Below are 20,308 nucleotides of genomic sequence, written 5' to 3' on the forward strand. Positions count from 1 at the left end.
GGAAGTTTACCAATCAAATAAATGACCATGACTCTAGTTTTTCCTGGTGCTGAAATATATGATAAAAAAATAAACCCGAATCAATTTTCAATTCGAGTTTATTCATCTTTTTTGTAAAGTCTTGCATAATGCAACACTTCATTTACATAATCTTCACTATGATTATAAGAATAAATCGCTTGCTTAAGGTTTCCTTCTGCTGCTCCATTTTGGGATAAATAATTTGCCGCACTAAAGACAGCATCCTCTAAATCCCAAATATCTGCTTTTCCATCACCATTTGCATCAACACCATATCCCCCATATTTATGAATGACCACAGGATCTTCTTTTTCGTTTTCAGGAATATTGCCTACTCCTTTTCCTGTGCAAGTCGGATGACTCCACCCAACAAATGTACAAGGCATAAATTGCATCGGTCCTTCTGCTCCCACTGGAGAAATCATTGGATCCATAGTAGAAAATCTTGTTTCTACTCGATGGTGTGCCGCAAGTACATACCAGGGTACACCATATTTTTTTTCTGCTGCTTTATAGATTGGAAGGTATTGAGTCGGTACAAGTTGAACTTTTGGTTCTTGTTTTTTAGGTGGTTTCTCTTGTACTTGTTCTTTGTTTTGTAAGATGATATAAGCTGTAATTATTACAATTGGAATCAATAAGATAAGTAATGGTGATTGCTTTTTAAGCTTATGTTTTTGATATTTTTTTTTCTTCGCCTGCTTCATTCTATTGTTTTCCCTTCAACCCTTTTCTATAAAAACAAAGGCACAACTAGTTTAATACTAGTTATGCCATATATTTAATCATTTAATAAACAAATTTATAAATTTTATGTTTATAATAATCATACGAATAAACCTTATCCATTTCAACAAAAAATTTTGCCTATAATATCAAGGGTAAAATATTGGGGATGCAAATAGATGTGAATATAGCAGCTACTCCCATGGCAACACCTGAAACAGCGCCTTGGATCTCGCCTTCCTTAACAGCTTCAGCAGTACCAATTCCATGAGAAATCGTTCCTATAGCAAGTCCTCTTGAAAGTGGGTGATTAATTTTACATAAATTTAGGATTAGTGGACCAAACATTGCTCCAAACATTCCAGTAATCATGACAAATGCAGCAACTAAATATTCATTACCTCCTATGATAGTTGAGACTTCACTTGCTACTGGTATGGTAATCGATTTTACACTTAATGAGATAAGAAATTCATTTGAAATATGCATCATTTTTCCAATTATTTCAGCAGAAGCAATAGTCGACGATGTACCCAAGATAATGCCTAGTAAAGCTGGCTTTAAGTGCTGAAAAAAAATTCTTCGGTTCTTATAAAGTGGTACAGCCAGTGCCACTGTTGCTGGACCCAATAATTTCGTTATGATTTCTTTCGCTATAGAATATTGTGAATACGTAATATGAGAAAGATAGAGGACACCAATGATTAAAACTGTACTTAAAAAGACAGGTGTCGTAAATGGAGAGGGGTATTTTTTGGCTATTACTATAGTAAAAAGATAAATAAAGATAGTAATCATCAAACTATAAACTGTGATAATGCTGCTCATTTGAAGACACCTCTCGTTTTTTTGCTAATAACTGACTCGTTAATCCAGTGCCGATAATTCCAATAATTGCACTCAATACTAAGATAAACAATAAACGAATACCTGATGACATAAAAATAGAACCCAGCGTCATTAGCCCAACAGATATAGGAATAAAAAAGAAAGATAAATGTTTATTTAATAGAGAAGCACCTATATCAACCCATTTTAATTGAATGATTCCGGTTAGTAAAAATATCAATAATAAAAGCATTCCAATAATATTTCCAGGAACAGGAATGTGTAAAATATTTACAATAAAAGTACCTAATTCATTGATCACCCAAAGCAAAAAAATTTGACAGATTAATACGAACCCTTTTTTCATATTGTGTTAGACTTCCTTTCATACCGAATAAATAGTTATTCGATTTTTAGAGAAATTTTCCTCCTTTTCTAGGCTAGATATGATTTTTCAGAACGAAAAAACCTGCAAACGAAGTGCAGGTTATCATCTATATATTTTTCCCCATCCCTTTTAAAAATCCCATTAAAAATAAGACGGCTCGATTAATATCTTGGTCCTTCAATAGCTTCATTACTTGAAAGGAACTTAATTCTTTACCAGAATCAAGTGTGGACATAGCAGATTCTATCCCTTTTCTAACCCCTTTTTTAATTGTATCTAGTTGTGACATTTCTGAAGAAGTTCTATTTGTTAAAAAATCCGTAATGACAGGTAGTAAATTTGATTCCTTTAAATACTTAATTATTTTTAATAGGTCTTCTGTTTCGTTAGTAAACTGTTCCGATTCAAGGCTTCGTTCGGAATTTCTCTTTGGTGTTCCATTCTCTTTTATCATTGATTTTGTCATTTTCCACCCTGCCTTCCATAAGTCTTTGACTTTATAACATATGTACATTTTTGTAGAGAAATGAACAATCATACTAAAAGAAAAAAGAGGCGACAAAAATTGTCATCCTCTACAAGTTTATTTATTGTTTTTTGGCACAAAATTAAAAATTTCTTCGCTTTCAAATGTATCAATTAGACGATTTAACCATTTATAATATTCCAATGTCTCCTTTAACTTAATGATATCGCTATTGACTAAAGCTTTTATCTCCTCGTCAACATGCCCATCATTCAACATGTCAGAAAGCTCTTTCAATGACTTTTCAATTACATGTTTATTCATCGAGATAGCATGTCGCCACTTCACTGTGAATAAGTCAATAAAATTTTGATACCAATCTCCTTCTATTGCATATAAATCTTTTCTACTCCCTTTTTTCCATACTTTATCGACCATTTTTAAATCTAAAAGTGTTCTTACGGAAGTACTCATACTTGTTTTACTCATACCAAGTTCTTCCTTCATTTCATCCAGTGTTAACGGCTCATTATGAAAAAACATCATTCCATATAATCTGCCAATTGAAGGTGTTACTCCATATAAGTTCATGTTTTGTGCAATAGCTTCGATTACCCTTTCTCGTGCTCTGTCTAGTTGATCCTTACCTTCCAATTTATTTTCACACCCCATTTAGTGGTATTTAATTTTGAAATTTTCCAATTGAACTTTAATCTCATCATTCACTTAAATCCATCGATTGATTACAGAAAAGATTCTTAACAATAAATAATCTATCCTTTTGTAGATATAAAGTAAAGAGGGACTTCAAAACGGAATCAAGAGGAATACGGAGGAAATGTAAGAATAAAGTATATTAAGTACGTACAGTTTTTTCTTTACGAACTGTACAATCGGAATATAAAGGAATATCGAGTTTGTGGGAAGTATTACATTTTCGTTACACTTATAAAGTGCAAAGAAATGAGGGAAAAAAATGACTAGTGACGAGAAAAAAATCAAAATAGAAGTAAAAAACGTGACTAAAATTTTCGGCAAACATACGAAAAAAGCGTCACAGCTTCTATCAGAAGGAAAAACAAAGCAAGAAATCTTAAAGTCTACCGGAGCAACAGTCGGTGTAAATCAAGCTAACTTTCATGTAAATGATGGTGAAATATTTGTCATCATGGGTTTATCAGGAAGTGGAAAATCGACCTTGGTTCGGATGTTGAATCGTTTGATCGAACCAACATTAGGAGAAATATTAATTGATAACGAGAATGTAACTAAAATGAACAAGGAACAATTAAGAAATATTCGTAGAAAAAAAATCAGCATGGTATTTCAAAAATTTGCACTCCTTCCCCATCGGACCATTCTCCAAAACACTGAATATGGTTTAGAAATTCAAGGTATTGAAAAATCAAAAAGACAAGAAATGGCACTTGAATCATTAAAGCTGGTTGGATTAGAAGGATATGAGGATCAATATCCCGATCAATTAAGCGGTGGAATGCAACAGCGTGTTGGACTTGCAAGAGCTCTAACCAACGATCCAGATATTTTATTAATGGATGAGGCGTTTAGTGCTTTGGATCCATTAATTAGAAAAGATATGCAAGATGAATTATTAGAGCTTCACAATACTGTGGGGAAAACAATTGTATTTATTACTCATGATTTAGATGAAGCCCTACGTATCGGAGACCGCATCGCATTAATGAAGGATGGGAACATCGTTCAAATAGGTACTCCAGAGGAAATTTTAATGAATCCTTCCAATGAATATGTGGAACGTTTCGTTGAAGATGTAGATTTTTCCAAAGTGTTAACAGCCGGACATATTATGAAGCGTGCAGAAACGGTACAAATTGAAAAGGGGCCAAGAGTCGCCTTAACACTTATGAAAAATCTAGGTATCTCTTCGATATATGTGGTCGATAAACAAAACCGGCTTTTAGGTGCTGTTACAGCTCAATTAGCAAAGGATGCCTTCGAAAAAGGACTTCCCCTTAATGAGGTAATTCAAAAAAATATTACCACTGTACAAAAGGACACATTATTAATGGATTTATTCGATATCGTATCTACTGCAGAAATACCGATTGCTGTTGTTGATGAGCGGGATCGAATGAAAGGAATCGTGATCCGTGGAGCTTTAATTGGTGCTCTTGCAGGAAATGATTCTTATATTCATACAGCGCCAATTGAAGTAACTGAAGCCTCTTTAAGGGAGGTGAATTAAATGAATGAATGGATACCAAGAATTCCATTAGCAGATTGGATTGATCGATTTGTTGATTGGCTAACATCAAATTTTGGAGGAATATTTGACGGAGTTGCTACAGGCTTAGAAGGACTCGTAAATGGAATTGTCTCTGGACTCGGCTTTATCCCCCCTATTCTTCTTTCATTAATTATTGCTGGAATTGCATGGTGGTTAACCAAAAAAAGCATTGCCTTATTTTCATTAATTGGATTTCTAATTATTGATTATTTAGGTTACTGGGATGCCATGCTCAGTACATTGGCTCTTGTCTTAACATCGGTTATTATTTCCGTAGTAGTTGGTATACCAATTGGAATTTGGGCATCACAAAAGGATACGGTTCGCAAAATTGTCACCCCTATCCTCGATTTTATGCAAACAATGCCTGCATTTGTATACTTACTTCCTGCTATTTTCTTCTTTAATATTGGAGTTGTACCAGGAGTAGTTGCATCAGTGATATTCGCCATGCCACCTACTATACGTTTAACAATACTTGGGATCCAACAGGTGCCTGAGGACATTATTGAAGCGACAGAAAGCTTTGGTTCAACAACCAGTCAAAGGCTGTTAAAAGTTCAACTTCCACTTGCCACACCGACTATTATGGCTGGAATAAATCAAAGTATAATGCTCGCACTATCAATGGTCGTCATTGCATCTATGGTTGGCGCACCGGGGTTAGGAGAAGAAGTCTATCGTGCAGTTACGCAATTAAAAACAGGAGTAGGTGTTGAAGCAGGTCTTACTATTGTGATCGTAGCAATCGTTTTAGACCGTATTACACAAAATGCAGGAAAGAAAAAACAAAGGGGGAACTAATATGTGGAAAAAAATTGTTGGAATCGGAGCGGTTGCAGCGTTATCTATTGGGCTTGCAGCATGTGGAAATGATAAAGCAAGTTCAAGTAAAAATGAAACAGTTGGCGATAGTGTAAAGTATAAAATTACAGGAATTGATCCAGGAGCAGGAATCATGACTGCAACTGAGAAAGCTCTTAAGGAATATAAGCTTGATGATTGGGAATTGGTTACAGGTTCAAGTGCTGCTATGACAGCTGCTTTAAAAAAGGCATATGATAAAAAAGAACCAATCATTTTTACTGGCTGGAATCCACACTGGATGTTTGCCAAGTATGATTTAAAATATCTGGATGATCCTAAAGGTGTTTATGGAGAAGCAGAAGAAATCCATACGATTGCTCGAAAAGGTTTAAAGGAAGATCACCCAAATGCGTATAAAGTATTAAGTCAATTCAAGTGGTCTGAAGATGATATGGGTGAAGTAATGTTAGATATTCAAGAAGGTTCTAAACCAGAAGATGCGGCAGCCAAATGGGTAAAGGATAACCCAGATAAAGTAGCAGAATGGACAAAAGGTGTAGATAAAGTAAAAGGTGAAAAAATCAAACTTACATATGTTGCTTGGGATAGTGAAATTGCAAGCACAAATGTAATGGGAAAAGTCTTAGAGGATCTCGGATTTAAAGTAACACTCACCCAGGTTGAAGCAGGTCCAATGTGGACTGCAATTGCCGATGGAAGTGCTGACGCCTCCCTTGCTGCATGGTTACCGTTAACACATAAAACATATGCAGAGAAATTTGACGGTAAATATGAAGATATTGGCACAAGTATGACAGGAGTAAAAATCGGTTTAACAGTACCTAAATATATGGATATAGATTCTATAGAAGATTTGAAATAATTGTAAAAAAAATTGAACGAACATAAGTAAAATTTTTGGCTAAACCTAAAAATGGCTGTCATTATGATAATGGCCATTTTTAGGTTTATTTTATCAGTCTATTAATCCACCTTATTTATTAAAAAAGTTGCAATCTCAGGGAATAATGATAGTAATACAATGAAGAAAACCATTATTATCGCGTAAGGAATTACTCCTTTTACGATCTCACTAATTGTATTTGATTTATCAATTCCCTTTAAAACAAATAGGTTTAATCCAACTGGTGGCGATATTAATGCTAATTCCATATTGATAACCATAATAATAGCGAACCAAATTGGGTCAAATCCCAATGTTGTTACTATTGGATATAAAATTGGTACTGTAATAACAATAATTGATATTGTTTCTAAAAACATTCCTAGAATTAATAAAGCAATATTAATAAGTATAAATATCACCCAAGGTGAGATATTTTGTTCTGTTGCATAATTAGTAATTAGTTGTGGAATCTGTAGTATAGTCATAATATATCCTAGGAGCATTGCGCCTACCATGATAAGTAGAATCATAGCGTTTGTATTAACTGTTGATATTATCATTTTCTTGAAGTTTTTCCAATTTAAGTTACGGTAAACAAATGCAGAAATAACAAAACTAACTACTACTCCTACTGCAGCAGCCTCTGTAGGAGTAAATAAACCGCTGTAAATACCTCCAATAACAATGACAGGTAATAGAAGTCCCCAGATTGCTTTTTTAGTAGCTTCCATTCGCTCTTTCCATGTTGCAGGTATATCTTTTATATGTCTAGTTTGATAAGAGGCAAAAACCATAAATAGTATAGTTAAAATAAGTCCAGGCACAATACCTGCAATAAATAACTTTCCTATAGACTCTCCTGTTACCGATCCATATATAATCATGGGAACACTGGGTGGTATTAATATTCCTAAAGTACCTCCAGCAGCTAGTAAGCCAAGGACATATCTCTTATTATAACCTCGTTGAACCATTTCTGGTAACGCAACTGATCCAACAGTGACTGCTGTCGCAACACTTGAGCCTGATATTGCTGAAAAAATAGTACAACAAAATATCGTTGCTATTGCAAGTCCTCCAGGAAAATGTCTAAACCATCTACTCCCCATCTCATAAAGATCCCTACCAACACCACTTACTAAAAGTACCTGGCTCATTAAAACATACATAGGTAGAGCAGTTAATGTAAAATCATCAAGCGATTTGTATGAGATAATAGGAATTTGCATAAAAGCAAAAGTCCCACCATTAAAAAAGTACATTCCTGCTATAGCTAATAATGCTAAAGCAAACGCCACAGGTAATCCAATTAGTAATAGAGTACCCATCCCTCCTAAGAAAAATAGATTCATAAGTGGTTTCCTCCTTTATGGGCTCCACCATCTACAATTTGTAAAATAAAGGCTAAGCACATTAACACCCCACCTACCGGAAGAAGCATCTCCGGCAGATACATAGGGATTCTTAATAATGAAGCTGATGTAACTCCTAATTCTAATGACTTCATGGAATGCTCGTATCCATAAAATGTGAAAATTAAGCTAAAAATTAACCCTAAAGCATTTGAAATATAGGCAAGAATCGTTTTTATATTGTCATTTACATTGTTTATAAGTAAATCTACAGTAATATGAGAATAGGTCCTTACGGCATAAGCACTTCCTAGAAAACAACTTCCTATGATTGAATAAATAGACATCTCTGTTGCCCAACTGGTTGGATGGTTAAAAAATGACCGAGAGATTACTTCATAAAAAATCATAAATGTTGTTAGAATGATAAGGAATCCAGCTATATATGCCCCTATTTTAATGATCAAATCTGCTAATCTGTATAGTACTTTCATAATTGAATTCCACCTCAATTCTCATCAACAAGATCTAAAAGTTCATCGCCTAACTTTCCAGCATTTTTTGAAAAAGAATCCCATGCAGGCTTTGCTGCTTCTTTCCACTTAGGTAAATCCTCTTTCGGAACGATATATACTTCCATCCCTTTTTCTGCTAATTCTTTTGCAGTGGATTCATCTTCCTTTTCAGCTTGTGAACGAATCCATTTTTCGGTTTCTGCTGCAGTATTACTTATTAGTTGCTGAGTCTTTTCAGGGAGATTATCCCAATATTCTTTATTAACTGCTAAAATAAATTCTAAATATGCATAATTATTAATCGTTAAATATTTAGTAACCTCGTCATATTTACGTTGGACCATTGCAGTTGTTCCAGAGGTTGCACCATCGACTGTATTCCGCTGAAGCCCCATATATACTTCACCCGCTCCCATAAAAACTGGTGAAGCACCATAAGCCTTTATCATTTCTGAGGGAATGTCTCCGATACTACGAATCTTTAATCCTTTAAAATCGGAAGGTGACTTTAAAGGACGTTTATTATTAGCAAATTGGGCGTATCCATAATCTGCAAACATTAAAACCTTAGCACCTTTGTCCTCCATCGCCTTACGTAATTTATCACCAAATTCCCCACTTAAAGCATCTCCGGCTGCTCCATAATCTTTGAATATATAAGGAACATCAAAGATTCCCATAGCAGGAACTGTACTTGCCCAAAGAGTAGATGAGTTTACTCCCATCTCGACTCCACCAGTTAAAATAGATTGATTCATATCTTTATCACTAAGTAATTGACCAGCAGGATATACTTGTACTTTAATTGCACCACCAGACTTTTCAGTTACTTCTTTAGCAAACTGTTCAATCCCTTTCGAAATATGATGGTCTTGAGGTAAATTATATGCCAAACGAATGGTAGTTTTCTTATATCCATTCTCATTACTACTACTGCTTGTTTTAGGTTTTGCTGAACTACAGGCAGCTAATATAAGTATGCATATTAACATCAAAGGTACAATCTTCGTTAAATTTTTCATCCTATTCCCTCCCACTTTCGTTTCTTGCGACATGTCTTATTCGTCCTAGAGGATTCATTGATGAAATACTCGCTGCATAATCCGCTGCATCCAGCAGTTTATCAAAATCAATTCCTGTATCAATCCCCATTCTATGAAATAGATAAACTAAATCTTCAGTTGCTAAATTTCCTGCTGCTCCAGGTGCAAATGGACAACCTCCTATCCCTGATACAGACGTTTCAAATATACGAATACCTGATTGATAGGCTGAGTAAGCATTTGCTAATCCTAGACCTCTAGTATCATGGAGATGAATTGCAACAGGTATATTCTCTGCTGCCTCCAATACCTTTTTCATTAGACTTTCAACTTGATCAGGTGTAGCAATTCCTATTGTATCAGCGATACCTATACGATCAGCCCCAGCATTTCTTGCACGCTTGACTAATTTTAATACATTTTCTTCATTTACTTTCCCTTCATATGGACATCCAAAGCTTACTGCAATAGAGAAGCATGTTTTTATGTTTATATTTTCGGTTTTTTTTACGAGTGATTCAAATTGTTTAAAATTATCATCAATAGTCATTCCAATATTTTTTTTATTAAAGGTTTCTGTAGCAGAGCTGACCCAGTTTATTTCACTGAGTGCATGTTCTTTTGCTCTATCATATCCCTTTAAATTAGGAATCAAGGCTATTGCTTCAAAATTATCAAAAGACATAACTTCATTTAAAAGTTCAGGTGCATCCGCCATTTGTGGTACTTTTTTAGGATGAACAAATGAAGTTACCTCAATTTGTTTTAGCCCTGCTTTTATAAGTAAATTAACCAATTCCTTCTTTTTACTAGTAGCTACAAAGTTAGGATCATTCTGTAAACCATCCCTAGGACTAACTTCGATAACTTTTACATCTGCCATTAGATGACTCCTTGTTCTTTTAGATTTTTAAAATCTTCAAATGTGAAATTCATATATTCCTTAAAAACATCTTCATTATGTTCACCTAATTTGGGACCATTCGATTTTATTTCGCCAGGGGTTTCAGATAACTTTGGTACAATACCTGGAACTAGAAGCTTCTTTCCATCATGGAGCTCAACTTCCTTAATCATTTCTCTTGCTTTATAGTGCTCATCATTGACTATTTCCTTAATTCCGTATATCGGACCTACTGGCACAGATGCATCATCTAATATTTTTTGAACCATTTTTAATGGATATTGCTTTGTCCAATTCTCAATAGCATCATCAATAAATTTCACATTTGCTGCCCTTCCTTGATTCGTTGCATATTTTGAATCATTTGCAATATCTTCTCTACCAATTGCTTTCATTAATCTCTGAAAGATCTTATCACCATTTCCACCAATAACCACATGATTTCCATCCGAACACTCATAGGTATTAGAAGGTGCAATACCGGGCAGAGTAGTTCCGGTTCTTTCTCTTACTATTCCGGCTAAGTCATACTCTGGTAGAATTCCTTCTAGTAAACTAAAAACAGATTCATAAAGAGCTACATCTACTAATTGTCCCTTTTTATCAACTCTTTTTTCTCGTGCACGTATAGCCATCAGTGTGCCAATTACTGCATATAATCCTGCAACAAGATCACCTATAGCAATTCCCACTCTCACAGGAGGTAATTCAGGGTATCCTGTTAAATACCTTAATCCACCAATAGCCTCTGCGACACTACCAAACCCAGGCTTGTGACGATATGGACCGGTTTGACCATATCCTGAAATTCTTGTCAAAATAATACTTGGATTAATGGCTTGTAAATCTTTTAACCCTAATCCCCATTTTTCTAATGTTCCAGGTTTGAAATTTTCTAATACAACATCTACTTTTTGAACTAGTTTTTTAATTATTTTTTGCCCACGTTCATCACGTAAATTCACAGTTATTGATTTTTTATTACGTGACTGAACATGCCACCAAATAGATGTATCCTTGTACATCACTCGCCAATTTCTAAGTGGATCACCTTTTGTCGGTTCTTCTACTTTAATTACTTCTGCTCCGAATTCAGCAAAAATTTTTCCGGCAAATGGTGCGGCAACAATATTTCCTAGTTCAAGTATTTTGATTCCTTCAAGTGGTTTTGTTTTTACCATTTGTCACCCTCCAATGATTGATCACTGAACCTCACAAAGGAATTGTAATCGCTTTCGATATGATGTTTCATTAAACGCCTCGCTTCTTCTGAATCTTGATCAACTATTGCTTGAAATATTTTTTGATGGTCCCTCCTTGCTTCCTCGGCATACATGTGATTTTCTTCTAGAAAAGTTTTTCGGTAAAAACTGTTGACTCCACGTAATTGAGTAATCATTGAAACAAGAAATGGATTTTGACTCGATTGAACGATTGCTTCATGAAAATTTACATTTGCATCATGTACACATTTTAAAGTATTTTTTTCTGAAATTTTCCCCATTTGTAGTAAGTATCCTCTAATCGTTTCCAATTGTTCGCTTGAACGTCTTTTTGCTGCATAAAAGGCAGCAAGAGGCTCAATCTCAACTCTGCACTCATATAAATAACGAAAATCTTCAATTGTAGGCTGAATGATAGTCACTCCACCAGAGGAATGAACCAATAATCCATCTTTTTCTAGCATTCTAATAGCTTCTCTTATCGGGCTACGACTTACCTGTAATTCCTCAGCAATTTTTTCTTCAATCAATCTTTCACCCGGTTTAAGTCCTCCAATAATTATCTGATCTCTAAGGTAATCATAGACTTGCGTTTTTAATGTGATCCCTTTTTTTATAATTTGAACGATTGAAATCACCCCTATTTTTTGTAGACTGTATACAGTATACTCTTTTATTAGAATAGTCAAAATAATTTAAATAGTCAAGAGTATATAATGAATATTTAAAATAAACAAAATATAAAGTTAAAAAAACTGAACTTTTGTTAATCGTCGCTTTATTTTATTTGGGCATAATACCTATAAAAGGAGGGTGAAAAATGTCTAATAGGAGAAAAACTTTAGTCCCTGAAGCAAGAAATGCTTTGGATAATTTTAAAGGTAAAGTAATGAAAGAAAAAGGGTATCAAGTTGATCAAAGAGAACCAAATAATGTTAAATTCGAAGTAGCTAAAGAACAAGGAATTCCCTTAAAAAAAGGATACAATGGTCATTTAACAAGTGAACAAGCTGGAAAAGTTGGTGGTCCAATCGGAGGAAATATGGTGAAGGAAATGATTCGAATGGCGCAGGAACAGCTTAGTAAAAAATAATAATAAGTAAATAAAGTATTAAACCCCCACGAGATATTTTTTCTATTTCGTGGGGGTCAGACTCATTTATTTTGATACAGAATAGTATGTCAATCAATAGTTGTACACGTTAAGTGATATATTTAAAAAGCTTTTCTTTTGTGAAATATTCTCTTATTCCGGGCTGTTTTAAAAAGTAATCAATAATTTCATCTAGACCTAAACCAATTTCTAATAAGCCCTTTGTAATTGTTTTTAAATAGGATGAATGGGGTTTATTAATAGTGATGTTCTTATATAGTTGATTATTTGTAAAAGTAAACATAGGTGCTCCATCCTTATAGCCTAAAAATAAAATTCTTCCATACCAGCCATCATTAATGATTGAATATTTATGATTAATCACTTTTTGAAGATCTATCAGCATCTCCTTTGTATTATTTTCTTGTGCTACAACATCACAAAATTGTTGGTCCGTTATCAAATACATTCTACCTAAAGTACTGCATCGAAAATCCTCGATATAATTGATGAACGCAACGCCCCCTTCTCCCCATTTACTTCTTTCCTTAGAAAAATAAAGTTGATAAGGGAGGACAACGCTCTTAATAGCTTTTGGAGGAGTTTTATCCCTACATCCCTTTTCTTTTTTATTAGATCCTTCAGGTTTTGTTCCATTTATATAACACATAAATCTTTCTAAATTAATATTTGACCCATAGCTTACATACCAAACATTCATTCCTTTTAACACCTCTTTGTTGTACAATAAAACCTTTTACTATTCGTATTCTATAAATTGTTGAAAATTCCTTTATTAAAAAAACTTTACTGACCTGGAACGGATCAATAAAGTTAGATAAAGGGATGATAGTTATTATAGTATTAAGTATGCGATAGGTATCGTAATAATTAGTGTTAAAATCACTCGTTCTAGCCATATGATAAGTAATTTTGGCAATGAAATTGGAATGTCTGTAGAGACAATACATGGAATTAAGGCAGAAAAGAAAATAATGGCTGAAACTGAAACAACGGCAATAACAAATTTTGTAACGAGTGCACTTCCTGTTACAAATAAAGCCGGTAAGAACATTTCTGCAATAGAAACTGCACTTGCCTTTGCAGCTAATAATGGTTCAGGTAAATGAAATAATGCAGTAATAGGATAAAAAATATAACCGATAATATCAAAGATTGGAGTAAATTCAGCCAAAACGAGACCTAATAAACCTACAGAAAGGATGGATGGCAATATCGACATCGTCATAATGAATCCGTCCTTTAAATTCATCCATATATTTTTTCCTAAACTCGGAGATTGTTGGACAGCATCCATTGCTTCCTTCCATGCATGCTTAAAACGATTTCCTTTAACGATCTCCTCTGGTTTTCCAACGCCTTCATAATATTCATCGCTCATTGAACGTAATGGCCAAATTCTTACTGTTAACGCAGTAACGATAAAAGTGATGACTAATGTTACCCAGAAATATAGATTCCATTTATCCATTAATCCAAGTGTTTTTGCAACCACGATCATAAATGTCGCGGAAACAGTAGAAAATCCAGTTGCAATAATTGCAGCTTCTTTCGCCGTGTATTTTCCTTCTTTATATACACGATTAGTGATTAATAGACCAATTGAGTAACTACCAACGAAAGATGCAACAGCATCTACAGCTGACCTTCCTGGTGTTTTCCATATAGGTCTCATAACTGGCTGCATTAATACTCCAATAAATTCTAATAAACCATAACCAACGAGTAAAGCTAAAAAAACAGAGCCTATTGGAACAAGTAATCCAACAGAGATGACCAGTTTATTAAATAAAAATGGTCCCATATCAGGCTCTGCTAACCATTTAGGTTCAAGCTTAAAAACAAGTAAGCCTGCCACAACCAACCCTATTACTTTAAAAATAGAAAAAAAGATCGATATTCCATCTTTATTCCAGGTTTTCGTATAAAAAGGATAAATAGCACCTAGTAATATTACTAATAAAGCATAATACGGTATTAGATTAGGCACTCTGTTTTGGATGAATGTTACTATATGGTCAAGCATAATAGAAGAAGTTCCTTGAATACTGATTGGTATGAAAAACATAAAAATGCCGATTGCACTAAAAATAATAAATTTTAGAATTTCTTTAATATGCGATGGTCTAGTTTGCAATTGAGTGTGTATTACTGGATTTGTTTTCGCCATCCCTATTTCCCCCTTTGTTTAAGGCTCTTTTCTAATATTTGTTGTTATTAAAGTAAAGTTGTAACAAATAACTTTCAGCTGAAGACCGCTACACCTTTCAATTCACTGAGAAAAGAGCTACAAACTTTATTAGAATCGCTGAATCTTTTATATAAGCAACAAACTATACTAAAATAGCCTTGTTTAAAGAAAGGCGATCCATAAAGGGAAGTTCCCCTTAATAGATCGCCTAAATGATCCCCTGAAAATTCAATCAACAGTCATTTTGGTGATTGACTTTCCTTTCAACATAATTGACCATTCTCTAGAACGATTTTTCCATTTTTTATGACCATATCTGTATGATTCATCCCATAATGATATGGAAGCTGCATATAATTTGGCACATTCATCATAACTATATCTGCTTTTTTTCCAACTTCTAAGCTTCCAATATCTTTTCCTCGATTAATCGCATGTGCAGCATTAATAGTACAAGCAGTTATTGCCTCAGCAGGCGTCATTCCCATTTTCATACATGCTAAATTCATAATGAATGGTAATGAAGTAGTAGGTGAAGATCCAGGATTACAATCCGTAGAAAGTGCCACTGGTACACCTTCATCGATCATTTTTCTTCCTCTAGCTGATTCAGCCATTAAAAAGAAAGCTGTTCCGGGTAATAAAACACCAATAACTCCCTTTTCGGCCATTTGTTGAATGCCCTTATCTGATGCTTTTAAAAGATGGTCTGCTGAAATAGCTCCAACTTCAGCAGCAAGCTCAGCTCCTTCATATGGTTCAATTTCGTCTGCATGTATTTTCGGGATAAGCCCTAATTGTTTTCCAGCTAATAGAATTTTACGGCTTTGATCTGGGGTGAAAACACCCCTCTCACAAAACACATCATTAAATTCTGCAAGATTTTCATTTGCAACATTAGGAAGCATTTCCTCGGTTACAATCTTTACAAATTCATCTGGATTATCTTTATATATTGCAGGTACTGCATGGGCTCCCATGAATGTACGAATCACATCAATTACATGTTCCTCATTTAATTGCTTGGCAACTTCCAATTGTTTCTTTTCTGTCTGCCAATCTAAACCGTAGCCACTTTTCGCTTCAATAGTAGTTACCCCATGTTTTAGGAAGGAATCTAATCTTTTTTTGCTTTCGGAAAAAAGTTCTTCATGTGTCGCTTCTCGTGTTTTGGATGTTGTTGCATGAATTCCTCCCCCATTATTCATAATTTCCATATACGTAGCTCCATTTAGGCGCATATTAAATTCATTTTCTCGACTACCCGCATAAACAATGTGTGTATGTGGATCAATTAGTCCTGGCATAACGATTTTTTCTGATGCATCAACCACAATAGCCTCATGTAAACGGTGAGAAAATTTGTTTCTAATTTCTTCAGTTTTTCCAACAGCTTCTATTTTTCCATCTTCTAACCATAGAGCACCATCTATAATAATATGAAGATCATTCATTTGATCTTTGGTCAAAGGTTTTTCTGAACCTCCTGCTACGGTAATTAGTTCATTTGCATGCTGAATTAAGATGGGTTTATTTGTCATGCTTCATCCCTCCATTGCAAATCCATTTATTATTTACCTAACATTGGAATATGGATTCCCTTTTCCTTCGCTGTTTTTATTGCAAGATCATAGCCTGCATCCACATGGCGTACAACACCCATTCCTGGATCAGATGTTAGAACACGCTCTAAACGTTTTTCTGCTTCTTTCGTACCATCTGCAACAATTACCATGCCAGCATGTAATGAATAACCCATACCAACACCACCACCATGATGGACAGATACCCAACTTGCACCACCTACAGCATTAATCATTGCATTCAAGATTGGCCAGTCAGCAACAGCATCACTTCCATCCCTCATGCCTTCCGTTTCACGATTTGGTGAGGCAACTGAACCAGAGTCTAAATGATCACGACCAATTACGATTGGTGCCTTTAATTCTCCACTTGCTACCATGTTATTAATGATCTTTCCAAATTTTGCTCTCTCCCCATAACCGAGCCAACAAATTCGTGAAGGAAGACCTTGAAATTGAATTTTCTCTTGAGCCATCTTAATCCACTTACATAAATGCTCATTATCACTGAACTCACGAAGTATTACTTCATCTGTTTTATAGATATCCTCAGGATCACCAGACAATGCTACCCATCTAAATGGCCCCTTTCCTTCGCAAAATTGTGGTCGAATATAGGCAGGTACAAAGCCAGGGAAATTAAATGCATTCTCAACCCCTTCATCTTTTGCCACTTGACGGATATTATTACCGTAATCGAATGTAATGGCCCCTTTTTCTTGCATTAGAAGCATCGCCTTAACATGTGTAGCCATACTAGCCTTTGACTTTCTTACATATTCCTCTGGATTTGTATTGCGTAGTTGGTCAGCAGCCTCCAATGTATATCCTATCGGAATGTATCCATTTAGTGGATCATGCGCAGAAGTTTGGTCTGTTAAAACATCAGGAATAAATCCTTGTTCGATCATTTTGGGTAATAGTTCTGCTGCATTACCTAATAATCCGATGGATAATGATTTTCCATCTACCTTCGCTTCTTTAGCAAGGCGAATAGCCTCTTCTAATGAAGTCGTTTTTATATCTAAATAACGAGTTTCGATTCGCCGATCGATCCTTGATTCATCTACTTCGATAGCTATACAAACTCCTTCTGCCATAGTTACTGCGAGAGGTTGAGCACCACCCATGCCACCTAGTCCTGCTGTAACCGTTATGGTTTGTTTAAGTGAACCACCAAAATGTTGCCTTCCTAATTCAGCAAATGTTTCATACGTCCCTTGAACAATCCCTTGACTACCAATATATATCCAGCTTCCAGCTGTCATTTGTCCGTACATCATCAGTCCTTTTTTATCAAGTTCATGGAAAGTATCCCAATTTGCCCAAGCCGGAACAAGATTAGAATTCGCAATTAATACTCTTGGAGCATCTGAATGTGTTTTAAATACGGCAACTGGTTTTCCTGATTGAACAAGAAGAGTTTCATAGGATTCAAGCTCATGCAATGTTTTTACAATGGCATCGTAGCATTCCCAGTTCCTTGCTGCTTTTCCTATTCCTCCGTAAACAACTAAATCTTCAGGACGTTCTGCAACATCCTTATTGAGATTATTCATTAACATCCTTAGTGCTGCTTCTTGTATCCATCCCTTTGCATGTAATTCAGACCCAGTATAATTAGTAATTTCTCTCTTTGAATGCGTTTTCATTTTATGTTCCCTCCTAAATTCCTTCTCATTTCATAATCTAATTATAAAGACTAAATATTCTGCGAAGTTTTAAAAAAAGACTAGTTTTTTTATAATTATTCAATGATAATTTTGGTTTTGTTATAATGGTTTGCTATTTTTTTTATAATTTTCTTATATTTTTATACTTAAATTAGAAGGATTAGAGGAGTATAGTTTGGAAGCTTGATTTTCTTATATTTTATTAAAATACTTATTTTCTTTGAAATACATAATTTAACTATGAAATTATTGGGGGTGAAAATAGATTTTTCTATATTCAGAATTATCTTAATATTATATTGACAAGCTGAATCCCTTTACTTTACGATTACAATGTAGGGAAAATAACGAAAGGAGAACGTGTTTATGCCAAAAAAGGATAATAATGACCAAACATCTATTGATTTCGAAAAGATTGCTTCAAGCAATAAATTTCAACAGTTAATGACCTCTAAGAAAAAATTTATTGTTCCATTAACGATATTCTTCTTAGTATTCTACTTTACATTACCATTTTTAACTTCTTACTCAAATATTCTCAATAAAATTGCATTTGGAGACATCTCATGGGCTTGGGTTTTTGCTTTCGCTCAGTTTATTATGACTTGGGTACTTTGTATCGTTTATGTCAAAAAGGCATCATATTTTGATAAGCTGGCCGATGAAGTGATTGAAGAAAACAAGAAAAAAGGAGAAATTGGTGCATGAGTCCTACTGTAATCATCTTATTTTTATTAATTGTTGGAATTACGTTAGTGGTTACGTATTTTGCAGCAAAACGTACGAAAACAACAAGTGAATTTTATACTGCCGGCGGTGGTTTAACTGGGTGGCAGAATGGTTTAGCGATTGCAGGAGACTATTTATCAGCAGCATCTTTCCTAGGTATTGCAGGGATGATTGCTCTTAATGGATTTGATGGATTTTTCTACAGTATTGGCTTTCTTATTGCTTATTTAGTTGTGTTATTTATCGTTGCAGAACCATTGCGAAATCTTGGAAAATATACTTTAGCAGATATGATTAATTCACGATTTGATGCGAAGAAAGTCCGGGCAGTTGCAGCATTAAACACAATAACAATTGTTATCTTTTATATGATTGCTCAGTTAGTTGGTGCTGGTGCACTCATTAAATTATTATTTGGCATTGATTATTGGATTGCTGTGTTAATTGTTGGAATTATGATGACGATATATGTCCTTTTTGGTGGAATGACAGCTACAAGTTGGGTACAGATTATAAAGGCTGTATTGTTAATGGTGGGAACTATTGTCATTTCAATTATGGTATTAGCCAAATTTCATTTTAATATTTTCGAAATGTTTACTGAAATGAAAACAGCTACACCACTTGGGGAAGATTATCTAAAACCTGGAGTGAAGTATAAGGTACCGCTAGATACAATTTCATTAATGCTTGCACTTGTTCTAGGTACTGCAGGATTACCACATATTTTAATGCGATTCTTTACTGTTAAAGATGCGAAAACCGCTAGAAGTTCGGTTATTTCAGCAACTTGGGTTATTGGAATCTTTTATGTATTAACGATATTCCTAGGTTTTGGTGCCGCTTATTTTGTTGGGTTTGATAAGATAATTGAAGCAAATGCAGCAGGTAATATGGCTGCTCCTTTACTAGCTGGAGCACTTGGTGGTGATTTCCTAATGTCATTTGTATCAGCTGTAGCATTTGCAACCATTTTGGCTGTTGTTGCGGGATTAGTGTTGTCCGGTGCCTCTGCATTTGCCCATGATATATATGGTGAGATAATAAAAAAAGGAAAAATTACAGAGAAACAACAAATGCTTGCAGCACGATATGCTTCAGTAGGCGTAGCTATTTTATCAATTCTATTAGCTCTATTTACACAAAAAATGAATGTTGCTTTTTTAGTTTCACTTGCCTTTTGTGTGGCAGCAAGTGCAAATTTGCCCGTAATAATTTTTACAATCTATTGGAAAAAATTTAACACTTCTGGTGCGATTACAGGAATGCTCTCTGGATTGTTATCATCTTTAATTCTCGTAATTATTAGTCCTAATGTGTTTTCTCCTGTTGAAGGTGCTGCCATTTTTGTCGGGGAGCCTTTAATATCACTAACAAATCCAGCGATTATTTCGGTTCCATTAGGTTTTATCGGGGCGTATATTGGAACAGTGGTTTCTAAGAAGCAAGATGCTAAACGCTTTGCAGAAGTCGCTGTTAAAGCAAATACGGGTTTCAAAGAATAAAAATCAATGACGAAGGGGCTTGCTGATTTTATCAGTGTGCCCCTCTTACTTTGCCTTAAAATCT

21 protein-coding genes are annotated in these 20,308 nt (G+C 34.8%); 6 read left to right on the forward strand and 15 right to left on the reverse strand.

Annotated features, from left to right (window positions below; all coding sequences use genetic code 11):
- Positions 1-98 precede the first annotated feature (98 nt).
- The 5 genes from NST63_RS12745 to NST63_RS12765 all read right to left on the reverse strand — a co-directional run bounded on the left by NST63_RS12745 (position 99) and on the right by NST63_RS12765 (position 3,083).
- The gene (locus tag NST63_RS12745) at positions 99-728 is read right to left on the reverse strand and encodes a lytic transglycosylase domain-containing protein (RefSeq protein WP_212945613.1); all 630 of its coding nucleotides are present in this window, start codon (positions 726-728) and stop codon (positions 99-101) included.
- Between the two features lie 160 nt (positions 729-888).
- Positions 889-1,575 carry an LrgB family protein gene (locus NST63_RS12750; protein ID WP_212945614.1) on the reverse strand — a complete coding sequence of 229 codons (687 nt, stop codon included), beginning with the start codon at positions 1,573-1,575 and terminating at the stop codon, positions 889-891.
- Positions 1,550-1,942: a CidA/LrgA family protein gene (locus tag NST63_RS12755; protein WP_212945615.1), complete on the reverse strand. Its 393-nt coding sequence runs from the start codon at positions 1,940-1,942 to the stop codon at positions 1,550-1,552. The genes NST63_RS12750 and NST63_RS12755 overlap by 26 nt, the downstream gene beginning before the upstream one ends.
- Before the next feature lie 127 nt (positions 1,943-2,069).
- Positions 2,070-2,429, reverse strand: coding sequence for a DUF1641 domain-containing protein (locus NST63_RS12760; RefSeq protein ID WP_212945616.1), 360 nt, complete (start codon positions 2,427-2,429; stop codon positions 2,070-2,072).
- 117 nt (positions 2,430-2,546) lie between these two features.
- Positions 2,547-3,083 (reverse strand): GbsR/MarR family transcriptional regulator, encoded by a 537-nt coding sequence (locus tag NST63_RS12765; RefSeq protein WP_242598308.1) that lies wholly within the window; start codon positions 3,081-3,083, stop codon positions 2,547-2,549.
- A 322-nt stretch (positions 3,084-3,405) separates the two neighbouring features.
- Here NST63_RS12765 and NST63_RS12770 point away from each other — a divergent pair, with 322 nt between their 5' ends.
- From NST63_RS12770 to NST63_RS12780, 3 genes are read left to right on the forward strand one after another with little or no spacing between them, the layout of a single operon-like run.
- Positions 3,406-4,656: a quaternary amine ABC transporter ATP-binding protein gene (locus NST63_RS12770; RefSeq protein ID WP_341042366.1), complete on the forward strand. Its 1,251-nt coding sequence runs from the start codon at positions 3,406-3,408 to the stop codon at positions 4,654-4,656.
- Positions 4,657-5,502 (forward strand): glycine/proline betaine ABC transporter permease subunit OpuAB, encoded by an 846-nt coding sequence (gene opuAB / locus NST63_RS12775; RefSeq protein ID WP_058003671.1) that lies wholly within the window; start codon positions 4,657-4,659, stop codon positions 5,500-5,502.
- A 1-nt stretch (position 5,503) separates the two neighbouring features.
- Positions 5,504-6,388 (forward strand): glycine betaine ABC transporter substrate-binding protein, encoded by an 885-nt coding sequence (locus NST63_RS12780; RefSeq protein ID WP_058003672.1) that lies wholly within the window; start codon positions 5,504-5,506, stop codon positions 6,386-6,388.
- Between the two features lie 101 nt (positions 6,389-6,489).
- On the opposite strand, the gene NST63_RS12785 is transcribed toward NST63_RS12780, so the two are convergent.
- The 6 genes from NST63_RS12785 to NST63_RS12810 are packed head-to-tail and all read right to left on the reverse strand — an operon-like array spanning position 6,490 to position 12,087.
- The gene (locus NST63_RS12785; protein ID WP_212945620.1) at positions 6,490-7,764 is read right to left on the reverse strand and encodes a TRAP transporter large permease; all 1,275 of its coding nucleotides are present in this window, start codon (positions 7,762-7,764) and stop codon (positions 6,490-6,492) included.
- Complete coding sequence (locus NST63_RS12790) at positions 7,761-8,258, reverse strand: TRAP transporter small permease (protein ID WP_212945621.1); 498 nt, start codon at positions 8,256-8,258, stop codon at positions 7,761-7,763. The genes NST63_RS12785 and NST63_RS12790 overlap by 4 nt, the downstream gene beginning before the upstream one ends.
- A 14-nt stretch (positions 8,259-8,272) precedes the next feature.
- Positions 8,273-9,301 (reverse strand): TRAP transporter substrate-binding protein, encoded by a 1,029-nt coding sequence (locus NST63_RS12795; protein ID WP_341042369.1) that lies wholly within the window; start codon positions 9,299-9,301, stop codon positions 8,273-8,275.
- 1 nt (position 9,302) lies between these two features.
- A complete protein-coding gene (locus NST63_RS12800; RefSeq protein ID WP_212945623.1) occupies positions 9,303-10,205 on the reverse strand; it encodes a hydroxymethylglutaryl-CoA lyase in 903 nt (300 codons plus the stop codon).
- A complete protein-coding gene (locus NST63_RS12805) occupies positions 10,205-11,407 on the reverse strand; it encodes a CaiB/BaiF CoA transferase family protein (protein WP_341042372.1) in 1,203 nt (400 codons plus the stop codon). The genes NST63_RS12800 and NST63_RS12805 overlap by 1 nt, the downstream gene beginning before the upstream one ends.
- Entirely contained in the window at positions 11,401-12,087 is a 687-nt protein-coding gene (locus NST63_RS12810) for a GntR family transcriptional regulator (RefSeq protein WP_235813291.1), read from the reverse strand. Before NST63_RS12810 ends, NST63_RS12805 begins: the two co-directional genes overlap by 7 nt.
- 182 nt (positions 12,088-12,269) lie before the next feature.
- Here NST63_RS12810 and NST63_RS12815 point away from each other — a divergent pair, with 182 nt between their 5' ends.
- Positions 12,270-12,542, forward strand: coding sequence for an alpha/beta-type small acid-soluble spore protein (locus NST63_RS12815; RefSeq protein WP_058003678.1), 273 nt, complete (start codon positions 12,270-12,272; stop codon positions 12,540-12,542).
- Positions 12,543-12,651: 109 nt separating this feature from the next.
- Here the strand turns inward: NST63_RS12815 and NST63_RS12820 are convergent, their stop codons facing one another.
- From NST63_RS12820 to hutU, 4 genes are all read right to left on the reverse strand, one after another.
- The gene (locus tag NST63_RS12820) at positions 12,652-13,263 is read right to left on the reverse strand and encodes a hypothetical protein (protein WP_071975939.1); all 612 of its coding nucleotides are present in this window, start codon (positions 13,261-13,263) and stop codon (positions 12,652-12,654) included.
- 135 nt (positions 13,264-13,398) lie between these two features.
- Positions 13,399-14,733 (reverse strand): YjiH family protein, encoded by a 1,335-nt coding sequence (locus tag NST63_RS12825; RefSeq protein ID WP_341042377.1) that lies wholly within the window; start codon positions 14,731-14,733, stop codon positions 13,399-13,401.
- Positions 14,734-15,017: 284 nt separating this feature from the next.
- Positions 15,018-16,295 (reverse strand): imidazolonepropionase, encoded by a 1,278-nt coding sequence (hutI, locus tag NST63_RS12830; RefSeq protein ID WP_058003681.1) that lies wholly within the window; start codon positions 16,293-16,295, stop codon positions 15,018-15,020.
- 29 nt (positions 16,296-16,324) lie between these two features.
- Positions 16,325-17,989: a urocanate hydratase gene (gene hutU / locus NST63_RS12835; protein WP_341042380.1), complete on the reverse strand. Its 1,665-nt coding sequence runs from the start codon at positions 17,987-17,989 to the stop codon at positions 16,325-16,327.
- A 387-nt stretch (positions 17,990-18,376) separates the two neighbouring features.
- Here hutU and NST63_RS12840 point away from each other — a divergent pair, with 387 nt between their 5' ends.
- Both NST63_RS12840 and NST63_RS12845 read left to right on the forward strand, forming a co-directional pair.
- Positions 18,377-18,718, forward strand: coding sequence for a DUF485 domain-containing protein (locus NST63_RS12840; RefSeq protein WP_212945629.1), 342 nt, complete (start codon positions 18,377-18,379; stop codon positions 18,716-18,718).
- Positions 18,715-20,244, forward strand: coding sequence for a solute symporter family protein (locus NST63_RS12845; RefSeq protein ID WP_058003684.1), 1,530 nt, complete (start codon positions 18,715-18,717; stop codon positions 20,242-20,244). Before NST63_RS12840 ends, NST63_RS12845 begins: the two co-directional genes overlap by 4 nt.
- Positions 20,245-20,308: the final 64 nt, after the last annotated feature.

Source organism: Heyndrickxia sp. FSL W8-0496 (assembly GCF_038007825.1).
In the GTDB taxonomy this organism is placed as follows: Bacteria; Bacillota; Bacilli; order Bacillales; family Bacillaceae_C; genus Heyndrickxia; species Heyndrickxia oleronia.